20 protein-coding genes and 1 pseudogene are annotated in these 22,155 nt (G+C 44.3%); 15 read left to right on the plus strand and 6 right to left on the minus strand.

The window, feature by feature from the left end; translation table 11 throughout:
* Positions 1-165: 165 nt before the first annotated feature.
* The 4 genes from M5V91_RS23045 (at position 166) to M5V91_RS23060 (ending at position 4,595) form a co-directional block, all read left to right on the plus strand.
* On the plus strand, positions 166-1,827 hold the full coding sequence (locus tag M5V91_RS23045) for a glycoside hydrolase family 13 protein (RefSeq protein WP_009332366.1): 1,662 nt from the start codon (positions 166-168) through the stop codon (positions 1,825-1,827).
* Between the two features lie 112 nt (positions 1,828-1,939).
* Complete coding sequence (gene ybaK, locus M5V91_RS23050) at positions 1,940-2,416, plus strand: Cys-tRNA(Pro) deacylase (RefSeq protein WP_009332365.1); 477 nt, start codon at positions 1,940-1,942, stop codon at positions 2,414-2,416.
* Positions 2,417-3,000: 584 nt separating this feature from the next.
* A complete protein-coding gene (locus M5V91_RS23055; protein ID WP_251174338.1) occupies positions 3,001-4,110 on the plus strand; it encodes a PRK06851 family protein in 1,110 nt (369 codons plus the stop codon).
* A 17-nt stretch (positions 4,111-4,127) separates the two neighbouring features.
* Entirely contained in the window at positions 4,128-4,595 is a 468-nt protein-coding gene (locus tag M5V91_RS23060; protein ID WP_071158237.1) for a hypothetical protein, read from the plus strand.
* A gap of 196 nt (positions 4,596-4,791) precedes the next feature.
* Here M5V91_RS23060 and M5V91_RS23065 read toward each other — a convergent pair whose 3' ends face one another.
* Complete coding sequence (locus M5V91_RS23065) at positions 4,792-6,156, minus strand: YjiH family protein (RefSeq protein ID WP_009332362.1); 1,365 nt, start codon at positions 6,154-6,156, stop codon at positions 4,792-4,794.
* 184 nt (positions 6,157-6,340) lie between these two features.
* Here M5V91_RS23065 and M5V91_RS23070 point away from each other — a divergent pair, with 184 nt between their 5' ends.
* The 4 genes from M5V91_RS23070 (at position 6,341) to M5V91_RS23085 (ending at position 9,258) form a co-directional block, all read left to right on the plus strand.
* Entirely contained in the window at positions 6,341-7,144 is an 804-nt protein-coding gene (locus tag M5V91_RS23070) for an ABC transporter permease (RefSeq protein WP_019380545.1), read from the plus strand.
* A gap of 3 nt (positions 7,145-7,147) precedes the next feature.
* Positions 7,148-7,954, plus strand: a complete 807-nt coding sequence (locus tag M5V91_RS23075; RefSeq protein ID WP_009332360.1) for an ABC transporter permease — start codon at positions 7,148-7,150, stop codon at positions 7,952-7,954.
* Between the two features lie 21 nt (positions 7,955-7,975).
* Positions 7,976-8,983 carry an ABC transporter ATP-binding protein gene (locus tag M5V91_RS23080; protein WP_019380546.1) on the plus strand — a complete coding sequence of 336 codons (1,008 nt, stop codon included), beginning with the start codon at positions 7,976-7,978 and terminating at the stop codon, positions 8,981-8,983.
* 71 nt (positions 8,984-9,054) lie between these two features.
* Positions 9,055-9,258 carry a hypothetical protein gene (locus M5V91_RS23085; protein WP_162271992.1) on the plus strand — a complete coding sequence of 68 codons (204 nt, stop codon included), beginning with the start codon at positions 9,055-9,057 and terminating at the stop codon, positions 9,256-9,258.
* A 313-nt stretch (positions 9,259-9,571) separates the two neighbouring features.
* On the opposite strand, the gene M5V91_RS23090 is transcribed toward M5V91_RS23085, so the two are convergent.
* A complete protein-coding gene (locus tag M5V91_RS23090) occupies positions 9,572-10,891 on the minus strand; it encodes a short-chain fatty acid transporter (RefSeq protein WP_251174337.1) in 1,320 nt (439 codons plus the stop codon).
* Positions 10,892-11,032: 141 nt separating this feature from the next.
* On the opposite strand from M5V91_RS23090, the gene M5V91_RS23095 reads away from it, so the two are divergent.
* The 4 genes from M5V91_RS23095 to M5V91_RS23110 all read left to right on the plus strand — a co-directional run bounded on the left by M5V91_RS23095 (position 11,033) and on the right by M5V91_RS23110 (position 14,616).
* Entirely contained in the window at positions 11,033-11,521 is a 489-nt protein-coding gene (locus M5V91_RS23095) for a GNAT family N-acetyltransferase (protein ID WP_009332356.1), read from the plus strand.
* 143 nt (positions 11,522-11,664) lie between these two features.
* A complete protein-coding gene (locus M5V91_RS23100; RefSeq protein WP_019380548.1) occupies positions 11,665-12,327 on the plus strand; it encodes a DNA alkylation repair protein in 663 nt (220 codons plus the stop codon).
* A gap of 321 nt (positions 12,328-12,648) precedes the next feature.
* Positions 12,649-13,506 carry a Cof-type HAD-IIB family hydrolase gene (locus M5V91_RS23105; protein ID WP_009332354.1) on the plus strand — a complete coding sequence of 286 codons (858 nt, stop codon included), beginning with the start codon at positions 12,649-12,651 and terminating at the stop codon, positions 13,504-13,506.
* Positions 13,507-13,530: 24 nt separating this feature from the next.
* Complete coding sequence (locus M5V91_RS23110; protein WP_019380550.1) at positions 13,531-14,616, plus strand: PQQ-dependent sugar dehydrogenase; 1,086 nt, start codon at positions 13,531-13,533, stop codon at positions 14,614-14,616.
* Positions 14,617-14,640: 24 nt separating this feature from the next.
* On the opposite strand, the gene M5V91_RS23115 is transcribed toward M5V91_RS23110, so the two are convergent.
* The 3 genes and pseudogenes from M5V91_RS23115 to M5V91_RS23125 form a co-directional block, all read right to left on the minus strand.
* Positions 14,641-15,291, minus strand: a complete 651-nt coding sequence (locus M5V91_RS23115) for a TetR/AcrR family transcriptional regulator (protein ID WP_019380551.1) — start codon at positions 15,289-15,291, stop codon at positions 14,641-14,643.
* Positions 15,292-15,359: 68 nt separating this feature from the next.
* Positions 15,360-16,388: an ABC transporter permease gene (locus M5V91_RS23120; RefSeq protein WP_251174335.1), complete on the minus strand. Its 1,029-nt coding sequence runs from the start codon at positions 16,386-16,388 to the stop codon at positions 15,360-15,362.
* Positions 16,385-17,109: pseudogene (locus M5V91_RS23125) on the minus strand (ABC transporter ATP-binding protein). The gene M5V91_RS23120 and the pseudogene M5V91_RS23125 overlap by 4 nt, the downstream one beginning before the upstream one ends.
* A 208-nt stretch (positions 17,110-17,317) precedes the next feature.
* Here M5V91_RS23125 and M5V91_RS23130 point away from each other — a divergent pair.
* The 3 genes from M5V91_RS23130 to M5V91_RS31135 all read left to right on the plus strand — a co-directional run bounded on the left by M5V91_RS23130 (position 17,318) and on the right by M5V91_RS31135 (position 18,694).
* Complete coding sequence (locus tag M5V91_RS23130; protein WP_019380553.1) at positions 17,318-18,040, plus strand: Crp/Fnr family transcriptional regulator; 723 nt, start codon at positions 17,318-17,320, stop codon at positions 18,038-18,040.
* A 220-nt stretch (positions 18,041-18,260) separates the two neighbouring features.
* Positions 18,261-18,518, plus strand: coding sequence for an SRPBCC family protein (locus M5V91_RS23135; RefSeq protein WP_284521514.1), 258 nt, complete (start codon positions 18,261-18,263; stop codon positions 18,516-18,518).
* Positions 18,464-18,694, plus strand: a complete 231-nt coding sequence (locus tag M5V91_RS31135; protein WP_500797329.1) for an SRPBCC family protein — start codon at positions 18,464-18,466, stop codon at positions 18,692-18,694. Before M5V91_RS23135 ends, M5V91_RS31135 begins: the two co-directional genes overlap by 55 nt.
* A gap of 111 nt (positions 18,695-18,805) precedes the next feature.
* Here the strand turns inward: M5V91_RS31135 and M5V91_RS23145 are convergent, their stop codons facing one another.
* Positions 18,806-22,102 (minus strand): alpha-amylase family glycosyl hydrolase, encoded by a 3,297-nt coding sequence (locus M5V91_RS23145; protein WP_019380555.1) that lies wholly within the window; start codon positions 22,100-22,102, stop codon positions 18,806-18,808.
* Between the last annotated feature and the right edge of the window lie 53 nt (positions 22,103-22,155).

Below are 22,155 nucleotides of genomic sequence, written 5' to 3' on the forward strand. Positions count from 1 at the left end.
ATTTTATCATGAAAAAGGGTATTGAAAAATCCAATTGTAAGCGTTACACTTACTGTAGTAGTATGCAAATGCTTAAAAGCAGGCAGCTTTTTTATACCGCTTAATGCAAACGTTTGCGCACCGCGATGATTGAAAAAGAAATTTATATAAATTGAGGGTGTTAATATGAAGAAGGTTTGGTGGAAAGAAGCAGTAGGATATCAAATTTATCCGCGCAGTTTCCAGGATTCAAACGGAGATGGAATTGGTGATCTTCAGGGAATCATTCAGCGGCTTGATTATATTAAAGGATTGGGGATCGATGTCATCTGGATTTGCCCAATGTACAAATCCCCTAATGACGATAATGGCTATGATATTTCAGATTACCAGGATATCATGGAAGACTTCGGTTCCATGGAGGATTTCAATCAGCTGATGGATGAAGTCCATAAGCGCGATATGAAGCTGATTCTTGATCTTGTCTTGAACCATACAAGTGACGAACATCAATGGTTCATCGAATCCCGTTCATCCAAGGAGAACCCGAAGAGGGACTGGTATATTTGGAGAGACGGAAAGAATGGCAAGGAACCGAATAACTGGGAAAGCATTTTTGGCGGGTCAGCATGGGAATATGATGAGAAGACTGAACAGTATTTCCTGCACGTTTTTTCTACGAAGCAGCCTGATTTAAACTGGGAGAACAAAGAAGTCCGTGAGGCTTTATATGATACGGTGAACTGGTGGCTGGATAAGGGAATCGACGGTTTCCGGATTGATGCCATCAGCCATATCAAAAAGCGTGCCGGCCTGCCTGATATGCCGAACCCAAAAAAGCAAAAGTATGTTTCTTCCTTCGATATGCATATGAACCAGGAAGGCATTCACGAATTTTTAAAGGAATTTAAAGATCGCACATATGCGAACTATGATGTGATGACAGTGGGCGAAGCAAACGGTGTTACCGTGGATGAAGCCGATCTTTGGGTCGGTGAGGAACAGGGTAAAATGGATATGATTTTTCAATTTGAACACCTTGGCCTTTGGGATGCAGAAACCAATCCAGAGGTTGATATTGTCGAGCTGAAAAAAGTTCTTACCCGCTGGCAGAAAGGTCTGGAAGCTGATGGCTGGAACGCTTTATTTATCGAAAATCATGATAAGCCCCGTGTCGTTTCAACATGGGGAAATGATGAGGAATACTGGCACCAGAGCGCGACATCCATGGGTGCCATGTACTTCCTGATGCAGGGAACGCCATTCATTTATCAGGGACAGGAAATCGGCATGACCAATGTCCAATTCCCATCCATTGACGATTATGATGACGTAGCCGTGAAAAACCTGTACCGCCTTAAAAAAGAGGAAGGCATGTCCCATCAGGAAATCATGGATATCATCTGGGCCTCTTCCCGCGATAACAGCCGTACGCCTATGCAGTGGTCTTCCAGGGACAACGCAGGATTCACAACAGGACAGCCATGGATGAAGGTTAACCCGAACTATAAGGAAATCAATGTGGAAGTCCAATCGCAGGACCAGGAATCCATCCTTTCGTTCTATAAAAAAATGATTCGATTGAAAAAAGAAAATGAAGTCTTCACCTATGGCCAATACGATCTGCTTCTTGAAGAAGATAAGCAAATCTATGCCTATACCCGTACATCAGATGATGACAAGGTAGTCGTCATCACGAATCTTTCAACAAAGGAGGCATCTTTTGAAGCTGAATTTAAGCTTTCTAATGATCAGCTTTTATTGAATAACTATCCGGTTGATACGCATGAAGATTCGGATTCAATTATGCTTAAGCCTTATGAAGCCCGTGTTTATCGATTGAGATAAACTTTGTTAGCAGGATTCCTTTTAGGGGTCCTGCTTTTTTATAAGTCTGATCCTTTTTGAAATTTATCCTAAAATGCTAAAATGAGAAAAATAACCAATGGAGGCGCAGGCAATGGCAAAGGGTAAAACAAACGCGATGCGTATGCTGGATGCTCAGAAAGTGGATTACGAACTGATTACATATGACAACCAGGACGGCAAAATCGATGGGGTTTCGGTTGCAGCGAAGATTGGCAAAGATCCTGAAGCTGTCTATAAAACTCTAGTTGCTCAAGGCCACAGCAAGCAGATCTATGTTTTTATCATTCCGGTGGCAGAAGAGCTTGATTTGAAAAAAGCCGCTAAAGCAGCCGGCGAAAAGAAAGTGGAAATGATTCCGGTCAAAGATATCCAGAAGCTGACCGGCTACATCCGCGGCGGCTGCTCTCCCGTCGGTATGAAGAAGCAGTATCCCTCTTTCGTTGATGCAAAGGCAGCGGGACTTGATCTGATTATTGTCAGCGGAGGCAAAATTGGCATGCAGATGGAGCTCAAAGCGGAAGAATTGCAGAAGGCCATCGGAGCTGAACTTGCGGATTTAATTAAATAATAAAAGTGAAGAGTGCTGAATAACCATGATTCGGCACTCTTTTTTTACGAAAAAAGTATAAAATTTTGAACGTCGATAATTGTCTAGCGCAAGCAGCCTACCCCCTCGAGATCACAAGCTTGTCTTGTTGAGGCTCCTAGGGACTCGAGACATAAGCCATTCCCTTTCAGAAGGAAAAAACACCTTCTTGCAGGGCTCGTCTTATGCTTGTCGTCCCTAAGCAGTCGCCTACACATTTCGGTTTGTCTTGTTTCGGCTCCTAGGGACTCGGGGTCATAAGCCGTTTCCTTTCAGAAGGAAGAACGCCTTCTTGCAGGAACTGTCTTATGCCTGTCGTCCCTGGGCAGTCGCCTCCTCATTTCGGGCAATCCTCCCAAAAAGGCAAAGAACGCCTTTTCGGGAGGCTCGTCTTGTGCTTGGGGCCCCCAGGATGGGGGTCATGCAGACGTTGCCACAGGACGTGGCGTTCTTAGTCTGCGTTCCTTCATGGGCAAGGCGCTTCCGCTTTTCTAAATAGGCTTTCACCCATCCTGCTCCCTTTGCATACTGTAAGGTGAAAATGCATTTCGAAAGGAAGTGTAAGAATGGCTGGGAAAATACTGAAATACTTCGCCGGCGGGAATACAGCCCGGGGGTTCCACAATCTATTCGAATCGAACCTGCAGGGGCTTGATCGCTTATTCATTTTAAAAGGCGGCCCAGGAACAGGCAAATCATCACTGATGAAAGCAATCGGAGCGGAACTGTCCGAAAAGGGCTATGACCTTGAATACATTTATTGCTCATCTGACAGTCAATCAATCGATGGCGTGATCATTCCTTCTTTAAAAGCAGGCATTGTCGACGGAACAGCGCCGCATGTGATTGAACCGAAAGCACCCGGAGCCGTCGAAGAATATATTAATCTCGGAGAAGCTTGGGATTCAAGGGCGCTGGCTGCGAAAAGAGAAGAAATAACTTTACTGTCTGGTCAGATCAGCAATTCCTTTGCAGCGGCCTATGACACATTTGCCGAAGCACTGAGAATCCATGATGAATGGGAGAAAATCTATATAGAAAATATGAATTTCCAGAAGGCGGATGAATTGACCAAGAAGCTGATCTCCGTCTTCTATGGAAATGCAAAATTGAACAAAACTCCATCTGTGAAACATCGTTATTTAGGGGCAGCCACTCCGATTGGAGCGGTGGATTTCGTGCCGAATCTTACGGAGGATATTCAAAAAAGGTACTTCATTAAAGGGCGTCCGGGTTCCGGCAAGTCAACGATGCTTAAGAAGCTGGCAGCAGAAGCTGAAAGCCGCGGATTTGATATTGAAATCTATCATTGCGGGTTCGATCCGCACAGCCTGGATATGATCATCGTTCGCGAGCTGGGCCTCGCTATTTTTGACAGCACGGCGCCGCATGAGTATTTTCCGGATCGTGATGGAGATGAAATCGTCGACATGTATGAAGTTACGATCAATTCAGGCACAGATGAAATTTACGCTGAACAGCTAAAGGATATCAGCACCCGTTATAAAAATAAAATGACCGAAGCCATATCCTATCTGGCACGGGCCAAAACCCAGCGGGACACGCTGGAAAACATCTATGTAAGCGCCATGGACTTTGCAGTAGTTGACCGGATCAAAGAGAAGGTCCGCTCTGAGCTGCTGCTGATTTCAGAGAAAGTTTCAATAAGGGAATAGAAGGGAGACCACACACAATGGATTATACAAATTATCCGTTTTATCCATATATGTATGACCAGAATGAACATGGACGCATTTTTCCTGGCGGAGGATCAGGCGGTGGATTCACCATTCCGGGATTTCCGGGCGGCGGGTTTAATATTCCAGGATTCCCGCCAGGACCGCCTCCAGGTGGTCCTGGCGGTGGATTTGGGCCTCCAGGTGGCGGAGGAGGCCCCGGAGGTCAGGATGGACCGCCATCAGGGCCGCCGCCAAGCTTCACACCACAGATGCAGCAGGTAAGCACGTTTGCTGTTGATCCCGGTGCCATAAGAGGCTGCTTATTCCGCAATACGTTTATATGGCTGCAAAATGGAAACAGCTTCTGGTTCTTCCCGACCTTTGTCGGCAGAACATCTGTAGCCGGCTGGCGCTGGAGAAACTGGCGCTGGACGTATTATGGAACAGACTTGAGAAGAATTCGTTCTTTCCAATGTTTTTAAATTAAGGAAGCTAATAAAAAAGAGGTATCCGCTTCAGGATACCTCTTTTATCTGTAGAAATCAGCGCTTGCTACACTGATAGCAGCCGCTGCACCTTGTTAATCGGCCGGGTTTCTAATGTTATCGGTTAAAATGTTGATATATCGGTCACTTCCCGTCATATCAGGTTTTCAGTATTAACCCAATGGAAAACCATTTAGAAAAGAATATGAGCAGCCAGCACAATCACCGGCAAAGTAATAAGCGTTCTTTGGATAAAGATAATAATCAGGTCCCATAATGTTACAGGGATTTTAGAGCCAAGCAGAAGTCCGCCCACCTCTGACATATAAATCAGCTGGGTAACGGATACTGAAGCTACGATAAATCGTGTCATTTCGCTTTCGATGCCTGCACCGATAACGGAAGGCAAGAACATATCAGCAAATCCGACCACAAGTGTTTCCGAAGCGGCTTTTGCTTCCGGTACCTGCATCAATTCAAGCAATGGAATGAATGGCATTCCTAAATAAGCAAAAACAGGAGTATACTCCGCGATAATCAGAGCCAAGGTTCCCAAAGCCATGACAATCGGGGCTACACCCATCCACATATCCAGAATGTTTTTGGCGCCATCCTGGAAGAAGGCTTTCAAGCTCTGATTTGTGCTTGCTTTGGCAACAGCCTGCTGGAGTCCCCAGCTTGCTGATGTGTGTCCTTCAGGGATGCTCTCATCAAGCTCGGATTCCTGGCCGTTATAATACGTATCAGGCTTTCTGGACAGGGGCCAGATTCTAGGGCTGATAATGGCGCAAAGGAATCCCGCTGCTGTAATGGTCAGGTAAAAAGGCACAAACATATGGCCAAGATTCACCTGTGAAATAACAACAAGGCTGAAGGTAATGGATACGACGGAAAAGGTTGTGCCAATAATGGCCGCTTCCCTTTTCGTATAATAGCCTTCTTCATACTGTTTGCTGGTTAGAAGAACACCAATGGTCCCATCGCCAAGCCAGGATGCCACACAGTCAATCGATGACCTTCCAGGCAGCTTAAATACAGGACGCATGATTTTTGTTAAAAGTGCGCCAAAGAATTCAAGCAATCCGAAGTTCAGCAGCAAAGGCAGGAACAGCCCGGCAAATAAAAAGACCGAGAACAGGATCGGCAGAAGGTCATTTAGGAGAAGTCCGCCTGTATTTTCAGACCAGATCTGTTCAGGACCGATTTGAAAAAGGGTAATAACTGCAAAAACAGCGCCTATAAATCTCGCTGCAGCCCAGATGTAGGGAACGTCAAATAGGTTCTTGAAAAAAGGGCTTTTTTCGATAAAAGCGGGCTTAGCGAATTTGGCCAGCAATGTACCCAAAAGTGTAATGACAATAATAAAGGTCATAATTTCAGGAAGATAGTCTGCGAGCAGGTTTTGGATCCAGCCTGAAAATATGGCTATAGGAATTGTAATATCCCCTTGATATTTGATCGGAACCATGAATAAGCTGATTCCAATTAAAGAAGGTATGAGAAATTTTATTAGATCTGAAGAAGAATGCTTCTTTCTGGATGCATCAAACAATATCATTCACCTTTTTCTTATATTTATAAACCAAATGTTATTTTAATTCATAACCCCTGAAAAAGCCAACCCTTTCTCTTAAATTCCACTGTTTCCCTTCTTTTTAAACTTCTAAAACAAACATATTTTTAAGATCCCATATTATGTTAAAATATGAAATAATCAAAAAAATCAAAAAGCAGGTGTGCGGATGTTCAGGTTTCGGTTATATTGGACCTTCACAAAGAAGGCCTTTCTTCGATCAGCCGTTTATCGATTTGATGTATGGTCGCGGCTTGGCTCAAATCTTATTTTTCTGCTGATGTGGGGTTCAATTTGGACTGCTTTATATGCCGGAAGGGAAGAAGCTGGCGGCGTCAGCTTTGAGTCCATGCTGACATATATTGTGGTCAGCCAATTTTTATCTGGAGTAAATGGGGCGGGCACCCCGCTGTGGGAAATCCAGGAGAAGGTCCGGACCGGAGATATTTCCCTGGAATTAATGAGGCCGTTTGATGTGCCGCTCCGCTATCTTTTTGCCGATTTTGGCAGTGTGGCCTTTTACATACTGACAGCGCTGCTCCCTTTATATACAGTCATGTTCATTTTTATGGATTTGACATTGCCCTCTAGCTGGGAGACTTGGGCTTTGTTCATCGTATCCGCTTTTATTGGATTCCTGATCCGCTATTGCATTGAAATGTCTTTTGGGCTGCTTTCCTTTTTTCTCGTTGAAACAGGCGGGATTGTCGATGTCTTTTACTTTGCCATGTCCCTTCTTTCGGGGTCAGTCATTCCTCTGTGGTTTTTTCCGGGCTGGCTGGAAAAGATGGCGCTTTACTTGCCGTTTCAGGGGATCTATTACATACCAAATGCGATTTTTATAGGCAGAATCTCTGGAATTGAAATCCTGCTTTCCCTGGGTGTCCAATTATTTTGGGCTGCAGCCAGTTATCTGTTATTAAGGTTTGTCTGGAATCGCGCATCCCAAAAAGTAGTGGTACAGGGGGGATAGAGTGTGAGTGTTTTAAAATATTTGGATTTGTATTTCAAGCTCATCTCCGCAGGTGTAAGGGCCCAGCTGCAGTACCGGTTTGCCTTTGTCATGAGGATTGTCGGGCTGATCACATCTTATACAGGCACTGCTGTCACGATGTGGATCATGCTTTATCAGTTTCAGGAACTGGGCTCATGGACCTTTTACGAGATGCTGTTTCTATTTGCTGTCGCTGTTTTATCCTGGGGATTCTGCATCATTCTCTTTTTTCATTTCAGGGGGTTGGATACCTACATCTTAAACGGCACATTTGACCGCTTCCTTGTCAGGCCGATCAATCCATTTTTTCATTTCATGGCGATGAAGTTTGACGTTGCATCTTTTGGACAGTTCATCTTCAGCATCGGCATTTTTATTTGGGTCAGCTTTGAGCTGCAGCTGGATTGGACCATCGGGAAAAGTTTGTTTCTGCTGTTATCCGTGGTTGGGGGAATCCTCATCCAGGGTGGTCTGCTTGTCATGATATCTGCCCTCGCTTTCTGGACGACAAAATCGGAGCAATTTTACTGGGTGGCCATGTATCCGGCCCGAAATCTGACCAATTATCCTCTGGTCATCTATCCGAAAGCCGTCCAATGGTTTACCGCTTTTGTCGTTCCATTCGGCTTTGTGAATTACTTTCCCGCGGCTGTGCTTCTGGAAAAGGAAACGCCATTTTTCCCTGAGAATATTGGGTATTATTCGCCGCTTGTCGGCATCGTTTTTTTTGCCATAGCCTATTATATTTGGATGCTCGGTTTAAAGAGGTATAAGAGTACAGGTTCATGACATAGTTTAGGAGGGCTGGAATTGCCGATTATAGAGGTTGAACATTTGATGAAGGACTTTATGATTGCCAAGAGGGAGACAGGCTTTCTCGGCGCTGTGAAGAGCCTGGTGAAAAGAGAACATATTAAGAAGGAAGCAGTGAAGGATATCAGCTTTTCGATCGGAGAAGGGGAAATGGTCGGCTATATCGGACCGAATGGTGCCGGAAAATCCACCACCATCAAAATGCTTACGGGCATTCTTGTCCCAAGCTCAGGGAGTGTAACGGTAAACGGCATCATTCCCTATGAAAACAGGCAGGAAAATGCCAAGAATATCGGAGTGGTATTCGGCCAGAGAACACAGCTTTGGTGGGATCTTCCTACAATCGAATCGTTTGAGCTGCTGAAGGAAATCTATCAGGTTTCGGCTAAACGGTATAAGGAAAACATGGACACCTTTACAGAGATATTGGGGCTGGATGAATTCCTGAATACTCCGGTCCGCCAGCTGTCTCTTGGGCAAAGGATGAGAGCTGATATTGCCGCATCCCTGCTGCATGACCCGCCAATCCTATTTCTTGATGAACCGACGATTGGCCTGGATGTCATCGCTAAGGAGAAAATGAGGACATTTATTAAAGAGATTAATAATGAGCGCAAAATCACCGTCATTTTAACCACACATGATATGGAGGATATCGAAAAACTTTGTGAGCGGATGATTCTCATTGACCATGGGCAAAAGGTTTACGACGGGGAAATCGCAGTGGTAAAAGAGCGTTTTGGCAAAACGAGGACACTCATCGTTGACCTGGAGGAATCATCTCACAGCCTCCAGCTTAAGGGCCGTGAGGTGTTTAAAGAAGAAGCAAGCCGCTTCTGGATCCGATTTAACCGGGATGAAGTGTCCGCCTCGGAATTAATTGCCCAAATTACTGAAACACATAATATCAAAGATTTAACTGTGGAAGAGCCTGCAATCGAATCCATCATCAGCCGCATTTATCAGGAGGGCTATCAGGAGCTGCCTGAAACGGTCAAAGTATAAATTGCACCTACCTAAAAATAGGCTCGGCTAATATATCAATATTTTCTGAAAAATTGATATACTATAGAGAGGTGATCAAATTGATTCTATATTTGCTGGGCTTTTGTGCAGTATTGCTGGGAGCGGGAATGTTTGTGGACTGGTGGCATAAAAAGCATGGAATTGACGATTTTGACCCTGAAGAAAATGAAAAGCATGTATCTGAGTCAGAGAGAGCTTATATCGAGTCTTATATGCATAACATGAAAAATGATCATCATAATGGAATGTCATGAGAAAAGCGGAAGCGCCATTCCCACGAAGGAACGCAGACTAAGATCTCGCCACGTCCTGTGGCAACGTCTGCATGACCCGCATCCTCCCAAAAGCTGCCGCTTTTGGTCGTGCGATGATTATGCTGAAGAAGCCTTCCTTGTCCTGCGGGCCTCAAGCCTAAGACAGGCCTCACGGAAAGGAGTTCTTTGCCTTTCTGAGAGGATTGGCTTGTGACCCCAAGGGGGCAGGCGCTGGAGCTAGACAGTTATCTAAATTAAGATAATACACATTATCTCATAATAGAAGAGCATGGCGGATGCCATGCTCTTGACTTTAGAAAAATAAAAACCCTATTGAAATAATCACCCCGCTGACCAGCAGAGCCAGAACACAGAATCCCATGATGTCCTTTGCTTTGAGTCCTGCAATGGCGAGCGCCGGAAGGGCCCAGAAAGGCTGAATTAAGTTGGTCCAGGCATCACCCCATGCGACAGCCATGGCTGTTTTAGGGATGGAGGCACCCATTGACTGAGCCGCTTCAAGCATAATCGGAGCCTGAACCGCCCACTGGCCTCCTCCTGAAGGAACAAAGAAGTTCACAAGCCCCGCGCTTAAAAACGCGAAGAAATGGAATGTGTAATCATTCGAAATGCTGACAAACGCTTCAGACATAACTGCAGCAAGTCCTGAGGCAGTCATCATGCCCATGATTCCGGCATAAAACGGGAACTGAATAATGATTCCGCTAGCCCCTTTCACTGCATTGAGGACAGCTTCGAGGAACCTTTTAGGTGTTCCATGGAAAAGGATGCCGAGGAACAGGAATAGGAAATTTACGATATCAAGGTTCAGGTTAAACCCCTTTGCAGCGAAATAATAAAATAAGAAAACAAGACCAAAAATTCCGGCAAGCAGGGAAATCAGACGGCTGTTTTCCAGGCGTTCAGCAGGTGTCATCGCCTCTTTTTCAATTGAAGCTGCCTGGATGTCTTCTTGAAGAAGAGCAGGATCGACCACAATGGTCTCTTCTTTCGACGGCATCATAAAACGGTTTACAAAAGGCAAAACCAACAATAGTGCGACAACAATGAAAATATTGAATCCGGCAAAGATGGTCTGGTCAGTAGAGATGACGCCAATCATCTCTTCAGAGAAGTGTCCAGGTGTAGCAATGGTCAATGGAATCGAACCTGAAATTCCTCCGTGCCAGACAACGAAGCCGGCGTAAGCGCTTGCAATCAACAGGCGATAATCCACATTTTTTACTTTTTTGGCAAGCTCTTTAGCAAATAAGGCGCCAATCACGAGGCCAAATCCCCAGTTAATTAAGCTTGCAATCATCGATACGAATGACACAATAAGGATAGCCTGGCCTGGTGACTTGGCTAATGATGCCAGTGCACCTAATCCTTTTTTAAAGATCGTGCTGCTGGCCAGCACGTGTCCAGTGACTAAAACCAGCACCATCTGCATGGAAAAAGTCAGCAGGCCCCAAAAACCATTTCCCCAATGCTGAACCATTTGGTAAGGTCCATTATCTGTGAAAATCAAACCTAATCCAAAAACAACGAAGGTTAGGATAATGACAAATAAAAATGGATCAGGCAAATAACGCTGCATAATGCGGTTAAAGAAAGATACCAGTACTTTCATGATGCAACCCCCAATTTTAATTATTAACCTATTATATTTTCTGTAAAATTCGATCTATTCCTTCTTTTCTGACATAATTGTTGTCTAAAAGGCTTCTGCCACTTAAATTAGGAGAGTAAACATCGAAAGGAGACAGGAGATATGGACGTTAAAATAGTGAAAGCTGAATGGAAAGACCGGGATATCGTAAGAAACATGTATGCTTTCTATCTGCACGATTTAACAAAATACACTGATGCATTGGAGATAAATGAAGAAGGCACATTCGAATTTGACGCCTTTTCATTAATCTGGGACAAAGAAGGCATAGAACCTTACCTCATTAAAGCTGATGGCAAACTGGCAGGATTCCTGCTGCTTTTGCGTGCACCCTTTTTAAGAAAAGCAGATTACTGCATCAATGACTTTTTCCTGTATAACTCGTTCAGAGGGAAAAACGTGGGGCAAACAGCGATTGATCTATTGTTCAGCGAATATAAGGGAACCTACTATATAGAGCAGTTAAAACGAAATGAGCCTGCTATCCGCTTTTGGAAGAAGGTGTACCGCTATTATCAGCTTAATGTTGACGAGACCTCGAGAATGGAAGATGGAGAAGAATGTGTAGGGCAGTTGGTGAATGTGGAATGATAAATTAACTGAACCCGGTGCTTCCCTGTGAGTCCGAACCGGGCTTCTTCGGACAGGAAAAGGAGAAATCGGGAAGAGCGAGTCCGAACCCGGACTCGGATAGGGAAGCATAACCCCAAGTTGATGCAAAAAGGAGTGTTCAGATGGATATTCGATTATTAATAAAGCTTTTTGAGGAAAATAGAGACATAGAAAAAGCAATCCCCATGCAAAGCTATCTTAAAGACCACTTTCCTTTTCTTGGAATTAAGGCGCCTGAACGAAGAGCTCTTTTAAAGGAATATTTTAATGAGACAGGCCTTCTGAAGCAGGAATTTAATCCGGATTTTGTGGAAGCCTTATGGGATCTGGAAGAGCGTGAATACCAGGCTGCCGCCCTTGACTACATCGGGAAATTCACAAGGAAACTGGACAAAAGTCATCTCTCATTAGTTGAAAAGCTGATCACAACGAAATCCTGGTGGGATACCGTCGATATGCTTGCCGCCCACCCAGCAGGCGCCATCGCGGCCAAAAATCCAGAAGTCATCCCCGAAAAAATAGAGGGATGGGCGACCAGCGAAAATATGTGGCTCCGCAGGGCCGCCATCCTATTTCAGCTGAAATACAAAACCAGCACAAACGAAGACCTGCTATACCGCTATATTATGCTAAACAATGACAGCAAAGAATTCTTCATCCAAAAAGCCATCGGCTGGGCGCTCAGGGAATACTCCAAAACAAACCCTGAATCAGTTAAAAGGTTTATTGAATCAAACACACTTGCCAGGCTGAGCATTAGGGAGGGGAGTAAGTATATTGGTTAGACTCTTAGGTTTTTATCATTTAAATTAGGAGCACTGAGTTGATTGCAGTGGAGGACTCTTGATCCTCGCAAATGCTGACGCATTTCCTTCGTGCTATGCTTAGCCGAGGAAGCATAATCAATGTCCTGCGGAGGAGGCTCTCGTTCCTCCCCGAGGGTTTGCTGGGGGCCCGCAGCGGAAATCAACGGGCAGCATACATAAACTAAAATAAGTAAGAGAGTTTTTCAGGGAAGTGCAATTATTTAAAATAACCCTAAGAACATGATAGAATGGCAAATAAGTTTTTCAGTAAAAATACTACAGCCAGAAGGTGAAATTATAATGATCAAATGCATTGCAAGTGATATGGACGGCACGCTTTTAACCGCCACACAGAAAATCACGCCTGAAAATATCGAAGCCATTAAAACAGCACAGGAAAAAGGAGTCGAAGTAGTCATCGCAACCGGGCGCTCCTACTTCGAAGCAAGCTTCGTCCTCGATGAAGCCGGCATCTCCTGCCCGATTATTTGCGCAAACGGGGCAGAAGTGAGAGCTGCAGATGGAAAAGTTGTATCCTCCAATCCGCTCGATAAGGACCTGGCTAAAAAAGCTGCCTATATCCTTGTACAGAACAACGTTTATTTCGAGGTATACACAAACCAGGGTACATACACCATTGATGAAGACCGCGGCGTCTCCATCATTGTCGACATCTTTTTAAGCGGAAATCCAGAAGCGGATATTGACGAAGTGACAAAAGCTGCGGAAGAACGCTTTACAAAAGGGCTGGTGCGAAAAGTGAACAGCTATGACGAGCTTTTCAACAGTGACGAGCACCAAATATACAAGCTGCTGGCCTTCTCATTCGAACCGGATTTTCTCGTATCCGCCAAAGAAGACTTGCTTAAGCTTGAAGGCATGGCTGTAAGTTCATCAGGGGATGAGAATCTGGAGCTGACAAGTGTGAACGCCCAAAAGGGGATTGCTCTTGAAGCTTTTGTAAAAGAAAGAGGCATTTCACTTCTGGAAACAATGGCAATTGGCGATAATTATAATGATTTGTCTATGTTCAAACGTGCAGGAAGATCCGTTGCCATGGGAAATGCCGATGACATCATTAAAGCACAATGTGATGCGGTGACATCTGCAAATGAAGACAGCGGTGTAGCCAAGGCAATCCGGGAAGTCCTGAAGTAAAATTTCAAGGGGGATGAAAGCTGGATGAAAAAGGTGTTAGGTGCAGGGTTACTGGTTTTTGGCCTGCTGGCTGGATGCTCAAGTACCGGCGGGAATAATAGCGGGAAACAAGTCGAGGATCAGGAGGCAAGCCTTCCTGCCGGTGAAGAGCCGGAAATACTGGCGGATGAGCTTGATATTCCCTGGTCCATTGCCAAAACAGGCGAAACCTTTTACATGACGGAAAGGCAGGGCAGCATCGTAAAAGTAGAGGATGGCAAGAAAGAACGTCAAAAAGTTGAACTTGCGAAAAAACTTTCTACTGCTTCCGAAGCTGGATTGCTTGGATTTGTGCTGGCACCTGATTTTTCACAATCAAATGAAGCATATGCCTATTACACCTATGAAAACACCTCAGGTCAGTTTAATCGTATAGTGACCCTTGGGCTTCAAGAGGGAACGTGGAAAGAGGAGAGGCTTTTGCTCGATAAAATCCCGAGCGGGCAGTTCCACCACGGCGGCAGGCTTGAAATTGGCCCTGACGGAAAGCTTTATGCTACTGCAGGCGATGCTGCCACTGATCCTGAAATTGCTCAGGATGTGAATTCTCTGGGAGGAAAAATCCTAAGAATGAATCTGGATGGGAGCGTACCGGGGGATAATCCTTTCAGCGGATCCTATGTTTATAGTTACGGCCACCGCAATCCGCAGGGGCTGGCATGGGCTGAGGATGGAACTTTATATGAAAGTGAGCACGGCCCATCGGCCAATGATGAAATCAATAAGATCCTTCCCGGTAAAAATTACGGATGGCCCGTCATAAAAGGGACCGAAAAGAAGGAAGGAATGGAATCACCGCTATTTACCTCAGGTGATGACGAAACCTGGGCTCCGTCCGGGGTGGCCTATTATAAAGGCAAGCTTTACACTGCCGCTTTAAGAGGCAGTGCCGTTCTTGAGTTTGATCTGGAAACAAAGAACGTCAGGAAAATTGTTTCTAACTTAGGAAGAATCCGGGACGTCTTTATTGAAGGGGATGTGCTATATTTTATCAGCAACAATACGGACGGACGCGGCAATCCGCTTGATAAAGATGACAAACTCTATCAAATTCCGCTTTCGGATATATAAAAAGCCTGGCAGCTGTGCCAGGCTTTAGTCTTTAGCAGAAAGTCCATGCATGATGAATTGAATGGTCAGCTCGATTTCCTTTTCATCATCCCAATCGGCTTCAGGCAATATTAAATACCTCGCGATTAAAAAGCCAAATATCGATGTAAAGGTCATTCTGACTACACTATAGGCTGGAATACCAATAATCTGGCCTTTTTTCTGATAATATTCAGCCAAAGTAACAAAGCGTTCAAATACTTTAATCGCGATATGCTCTTTAAACTGTTCCTTGAGTTCAGGGTGAAACGGAATTTCCTGAATCAGGATCCTAATAAGAGGCATATTGTTTTTCAGAAACGCTATCCGGTTTTCCATCATGGCTCTTAAAAAATCTTCAAAGTGTTCGTATTTATGATTAATTACTTTGTATAGATCCTTGATGACAAAGGGAGCAATCAGCTTCGCCATCATCGGGGAAACAATCCCCATCAGTAAATCCTTTTTTGTTTTATAGTGTCTGAAGATGGTTCCTTCGGCTACTCCTGCCTTCTTGGCGATTTCACTTGTCGAAGTGGCTGCATAGCCTTTTTCGGAAAACGATTCAATCGCAGCCATGATAATTTTCTTCTGCTTCTCCGTAAGTCTTTCTTCTTCCTGAAATAATCCTTCTAAAATGGAATCCTGCTCTGGCATGGTTAACTCCTTTATACGTTCAAAATCTATACCTTTATTATAAAGGAATGAAAATGCAAAAAGAAATTTTAAATTTTCCGGTACCGTCTTAAAGCAGCGATATTCAGAAACATAAAGAGCAATGAGAAAGCGAGCAGCATAAGCAGATCTTTATAAATCATTTCCCATCCAAATCCTCTCACCATTACATTTCTTAATGCTTCAGCCGCGTAATATAAAGGCGTAAAAGGACCGATCCAGCTGAGCCACTCTGATATGGTCTCCAGATTGAATAACCCCGAGAAAAAGATCTGGGGAACCACAATAAGCGGTATAAATTGAATCATCTGCAGCTCATTATTGGCAAAGGAAGACAGCAGGATTCCCAGAGTCAATGCTGTCAGCGAAAGAAGCAGTGTAATGAGCAGGACATAGCCAAAAGACCCTTCCATCAGCATGCCAAGCACATAGATTGCATACCAGGCGATGATGGCAGCCTGGATCATGGTGAATAACCCAAATCCCATGATATATCCCGTAACGATTTCCCATTTCCGGAGAGGACTGGTCAAGAGCCGCTCAAGTGTACCGGTTGTTCTTTCTCTCAAAAAGGAAACACCGGCAATCAGGAATACAAAGAAAAAGACAAAGAATCCCAGCAGCATCGGCCCGAAATAATCAAACTGCCCCATGTCGTCCGAGCCGAATAAATAATCGATCTTTATCTCCTGATTCTCTCCATTTTGCTGTATAGGCTTCAGTGCATCCTGAACCCATTTCATCACAGCTCCGTTTACACTTGGATCGCTTCCTTCCAGAACCACTGATGGCGGCATCTGATCAAACACCAGATACGCATCCAGCTTCTTGTCTGATAGGTCATTTTCTGCCAGCTTCTCCGTATCATAGTGTTTGAGTTTAGCATCTTCCAGGTTAAGCTGAGATTCCAGTTTTTCAGAGATATCAATGAGGCCAATTTCAGGCGTATATTCATCTCCGTTAAACACAAGGTGAAGCATAGTCAGGACCAGGATAGGAGCGAAGATCAATAGAGCCATCGTCCGTTTATCTCTTACAATCTGGCGGAGTATCCGTATAACCAGGGCCATAATCCTCATACTTGCGCACCTCCATATGCCAGGAAGGCATCTTCAATATTGGCAGAGCTGGTCTGCTGCATCAATTCTTCCGGTGTTCCAGCTGCAATGAGCTGTCCGTCTCTAATCATGCCAAGTCTGTCACACTTTCCAGCTTCATCCATAACATGAGTCGTCACCAGGATAGTCGTTCCGTTTTCCTTCAGACTTTTAAAAGATTCCCAGATGCTTTTTCTGAGGACAGGATCGATTCCTACAGTAGGTTCATCCAGTATGAGGAGACCAGGGCTATGCAGAAGGGAAATGGCAAGGGAAAGTCTTCTTTTCATACCCCCTGAATAATCAGAAACCAGCTTGCCGAGATGGTCAGTTAACGAAACAATTTCCATTACCTCATTCATCCGCTGCTTTTTTCTTTTCCTTTTAATCCATACAGCGCTGCAAAAAAATCAAGATTTTCCTTTGCTGTTAAGTCAGTATATAGAGCGTCAGATTGTGCCATATAGCCAATTCGTTTGATCAAATCCAGCTGGGGCATTTTTTCGCTGAAAATATGGTTTTCCCCCTGTGTTGGCACCTCCAGTCCTGCCAGTTGTTTAACAAGCGTCGTCTTGCCGGCTCCAGATGGGCCGAGCAGGCCAAAAATTTCACCCTCGTAAATTTCAAGGTTAATACCTTTTAAAACCTGGTGCTTTCCATAAGTCTTGGATACATTTTGGATGGAAACAATTGAATTTTTCATTGGTTCACTCCTTTTCAACTAGAAAGTGAGTAATCACTCACACCAATCATAAAGGGAAAACAGTCTATTTGTAAAGTGAGTAATCACTCATTAATTTCGACAAATGGAATTTCAAGCAATGAGCAGGCTTTTGTGAGTTAAGTCACTTCTTCCTAAACCCATCTTAGCTAAAATATTTCTAATAGAAATGTAAAAGCGGGGGATGGGAATGGAAAATGAAAAGCAGGATCATAGACCGTTGATCGATGAATTTTTAGGCAAGATTGAAATTTTTAAAGAGCTCCCCAGTGAATCCATACAGCTGATCGATAAACGAATTATTAAGAAAGCTTATTTGAAGGGCGAAAGAATTATGTCTGAATATGATGTCGCCAAAGGAGTTTACTTTGTTCATTCCGGCATTGTGAAGCTGACGAAACAGGATGAACATGGCAACGAACTGATTGTCTGCATTAAGAAAAAAGGCGAGATTTTTGCAGAAGCCAACCTTTTTAACCAGACGGGCCAAACCTATCCTGCGACGGGTACAATGGTGCAGGATGGTGAAATCTACTTTCTGAACACGGATGATCTGGAACAGGAGCTTCTGTATTCACCGGAAATGGCTGTTCAGATTATCCGCTATATGAGTGAATCGCTGCGTGATATGACCTCTATTCTGAGGGACATCGCCCTGCTTGATGTGTACTCGAAAACTGTCCGGACATTGGAAAGGCTCGCGGAAAAATTCGGCGCCAACCACTGTAATCGGATGCATCTTGAGCTTCCCATAACCGTCCAGGAATTCTCCACCCTTGTCGGAACATCCCGGGAAAGTGTCAGCCGGGTTTTTTCCAGACTGAAAAAAGAAGGAATCATCGAAATTACAGGCAGAAAAATCGTCATTGTGGACTGGTGCAAATTCTGCTCCCTTTACCATCAGAGGCTGTAAGGGCGAGTTGCTTTTTAAGGTGAGAACATATATGAAATTCGAGAACTGTCTTGCTCCACAAGGAATGCTCCGGCAGCTTTATCATCGCACGACTAAAAGTGCAAGCCTTTGGAAGGATATGGCGTTCTCAGTCTGTGTTCGCACTTCCGCTTTTCTTAGTCAGCCCGGCTTTTTTGTTATATAATAGAGTCATAGACTCTATGACTCTGAGGTGCAAAGCATGGCTGATTTTCGTTCCAGTGAGATTATCAATAAACCTGTACATGAAGTATTCGATTATATGATTAAAATGGAAAATGTCCCTGAACTCATGCCGTTTGTTGTGAACGTGGAAAAACAGACCGAGGGCGAGATCGGAAAAGGAACAAGGTTCATCGAAACCCGTATGGTCAGAGGGAAAAAATCAGTGCAGATATTGAAATTATTGATTTTGAACAAGACAGAACCTATACCACCCGCAGCAATGCAAATGGACTGATAACAGAATATAAATATGATTTTCATGAAATAGAAGAAGGAACGCAGGTGGAGATGGAAGCAAACGTTAAAACCAGCGGCCTTGTCGCCAAATTAACGAAGCGTTTCATCGTGAATATTGTGAAGCGGGAAGATGGAAGCCAGCTTCAGTATTTGAAGGAAATGATGGAGAAATAAGCAAAGCGCAAGGCGCCTTGACTATCCCCCACACCTTTAACGGTTTTCGTCGTACCTTGAGCTAAACAGTAAAACAGGGAGCCTCTCCATTAGAGAGGCTCCCTGACTTTATTAATCCCTTTTTTCATCCAAAACTAGAATGACCGTACCGCCCTCATTTCTGCCGGGCAGTTTGACTTTAATCTGCTGATTTTTGTCCACTGAATATTTCTTTCCGGAATATTGGTCAATGACCTTGCTGCCGGCGGCAAATGGGACCTTTACTGTTACTTTCTTTTTATCCGTCATAGTGTTTATGCCTACAACAGCATTTATGCCGTTATAGGAGCGGTTAAAGACTAAATACCCATTAGCGTCTCTGCCTGCGAGCTTTTCGCGTGTACCTTTTGAAAACACTGCCGAGTAATCTTTCCGGATGTTAAGGAGCTTCTGGTAGTGCTTGTGCATGTCATTTCCGATTAGGGACCAGTCAAAGTCATAGCGGTTTTCATTAAATTCTCCTTTATCCATATCTCCTGCATGTTTGCCGGAAAGGCCGATTTCTTCCCCATAATAGATAACTGGCTGTCCCTTTGCTGTTATTTGGAGGGCAGATGCGATTTTCATTTTGCCCCAATCATTGCCCGCACTTGTGATCAGGAAGCCGTCTTCATCATGGCTGCTTAAGAATTGGCCAAGAGCTGCCGTATTTGAGAGCTTATCATTTCGAGCCTGCAATTTTGCTTCAGCTGCGTCGATTTTGCCGTTAATGAAATCAGCAGCGGTATGTTTAAAATCAAAATCGAGGATGGAATCCATTTCGCCGCTGTTCAGAAAGCCTCCATGTTCATCGATGTGGCCGCCGTAATATTCTCCGATGATTTTAAAGTCAGGCCTGATTTCAGTCAGGGCATTTTTAAATGCTTTCCAGGTTGTATGCTCCACGTGCTTAACGGTATCCACACGGAAGTAGTCAATCGTATCCCCGCGGTCTGTTCTTGCTTTTTCAAGCCAGTCTGTCTGCCAGTCAATAATTTGTCTGCGGACCTCTTCTTCCTCAGTTTTAAAATCAGGCAATCCGGCCAGCTCGCCGCGGATGGTATCATTTCCTCCATCCCGCAGCATGCCGGCAAAGCGCTCGCGGTCAGCATCAGAAGGGAAGTTGGGAATTCCAAGCCCAATGGAGGGATCGTTTTCCTTTAATCCATATCCGGTATGGTTCAGTACCACATCCACCATCACTTTTATGCCGCGGTCATGCGCTTTTTCCAAAAGTTCCTGGAATGTCTTAATGTCCCCAAGATGCTCATCCAATTTTGTAAAATCCTTTGCCCAGTAGCCATGATAGCCATATTGGTTTCCATCTTTATCATGGCGCAGGTCCCAATTGATGTTGTCGACGATCGGTGTAATCCAAATCGTGTTAATGCCAAGGTCCTCGAGATAATCCAGTCTTTCAATCACACCCTGGAAATCCCCGCCATGATAGGTTTCCAGATGGGACGTATCATAATTTGAATGGTTTGGATCATCGTTGGTAGAATCTCCATTGTTGAAGCGGTCTGTCAGCATAAAGTAAATGCGTGCTTCATCCCAATCAAAATCATCCTTTTTGCCGCTGAAGGTGCGGGTTTTGACTTCAACGGAAGCTTCTCCCGCATGAAAATTCCCATATTCATCAATCACTGTGATCGGCAGCTTCTTAATGCCTGCCGTTACAGATTGATCAATGGAAATGGTGTGTGCATTTAATGCCGGGTCAATACTGACTTTGCTGCTTCCGCCGATAGCAGATAGGTCTGCGTAAGCTTCTTTAATAGATACCTCAGGATCTGAAAGTATTGTTTCAATAGACAAAACGGCATTTTCATTGTATGAAACTTTATTTGGACTCACGTCAGTTCTGATCTCTGCTGCTGGGTTTTTATAGGTGATGGATGACTTTTCATTAAAAGGATCTTTTATTTCAGAAGTCTCTCCATCTCTAGTAACAAGGAAAGAGTACTCGTATGTGCCTTCTTTTAAGTGATCAATCGTCACAAAGAAACGTTCTTCCTTAAGGGAATACTGCATATCATAAATCTGTCCATTCAACTTTGCCTGAACCTTTTCAATCGAATCCATTTTTCCCTGTTTGAACAGCGCCGGATCTCTAAAATAAAGAGTAAGACTGCCATTGTTTAGAAGAGGACCCGTAATAGAAGGGACCTGATAGAATTCACTCTGGCCGCTTTTGACAATAACCTTGGTGTACTTGTCATTCCCTGTTTTAATATAGCGGTCGGCTCCATAAGGATCCTTTTGATCCCAGCCTGTTCCTTTGCGAAGCACAAATCCCATTTGCTCACTCTGCTGGCCAATTTCAATCAATGCAACAGCCCCCTTGTCATTGACTTCGGTAAAATCTGCCTGCCCATCCTTTAAGCCAGTCTGCCAGGTCCAAATGTTCCAGCCTTCATAATCGTGATTGTCTCTTACATACGTAAACTCAATAAAACGACGGTTATCTCCAGCATTCCGATCGTCAAATTCCTCTTTTGAGTAATAAACGGTTTGGTCGCCCTCAGCGAGCCATACTTCTGCCTCATTTTGGCCATCAGGCATGGTGATGGTTCTGGAAACATCCTGAGTATCCCAGTTTCCGGGACGGGGAATGACATGGATTTTACTCGAAGGAACAGAAATCTCAGCTTGGGCAAATCCTTCTGTCCGGTTTGTAAATGGGTAAGCCTTGCCATTTTTTCCGTCCTCCCATGCCCATAAATCCCAATTGAATTGCTCACCGTCATCGCGCCAGTAGTTTATTGTATAGCTATTCATCTGACCGATAATGCTGAAGCTATGCTCCAGTGTATAGCCATTGAATTCGCCAATGACAGTTACGCTTCCTGCTTCAGCAGAATTGGAGATTGCCAGCTGATTATTTTTCACCTCAACGCCATTTGCTTCAGTTTTTAATCTCCAGGCTGGCTGCACATCTTCGATAGTGCCGTTGCTATGTACTAATTTGGCTGAAAGAGGAATCAGGGTATCTTTTACAGCATCAGCAGGCATTTCAGTCGTTAATCCGCTAATAGCCAGTAAGCTGTTTCCGTTACCAGTCTTGCTATTTGCCGGATCGGCAATCCAATTGCCGTCATCCAGAATAAATTTATATTCATAGACTCCAGGTGATAAATGAATAGTCTTTGACCATATATTGTTTTCGCCTTTCGTCATTGCCAATGCTCCATCTTGCCAGCCGGTAAAACTGCCGGCGACCCGGACCTGCTGAGCTTCTCCCTGATAGGAGAAAGTAACTTGACTCCCGTCTATTACTGGACTTTCGCCTGTGCTGGCAGAGGATGAATGCGGGTGAATTCCTGTGAATAAACTGAGAATCAGGCTTAGGAGCATGATCAAGATGCCAGCTTTCCTATATTTGTCCATAAAATTCCCTCCCTATAATTGGTTAGCTAAAGTGTGTAAGGGTGTAGTGCAAG

The organism is Cytobacillus pseudoceanisediminis (assembly GCF_023516215.1).
Taxonomy (GTDB): domain Bacteria; phylum Bacillota; class Bacilli; order Bacillales; family Cytobacillaceae; genus Cytobacillus; species Cytobacillus pseudoceanisediminis.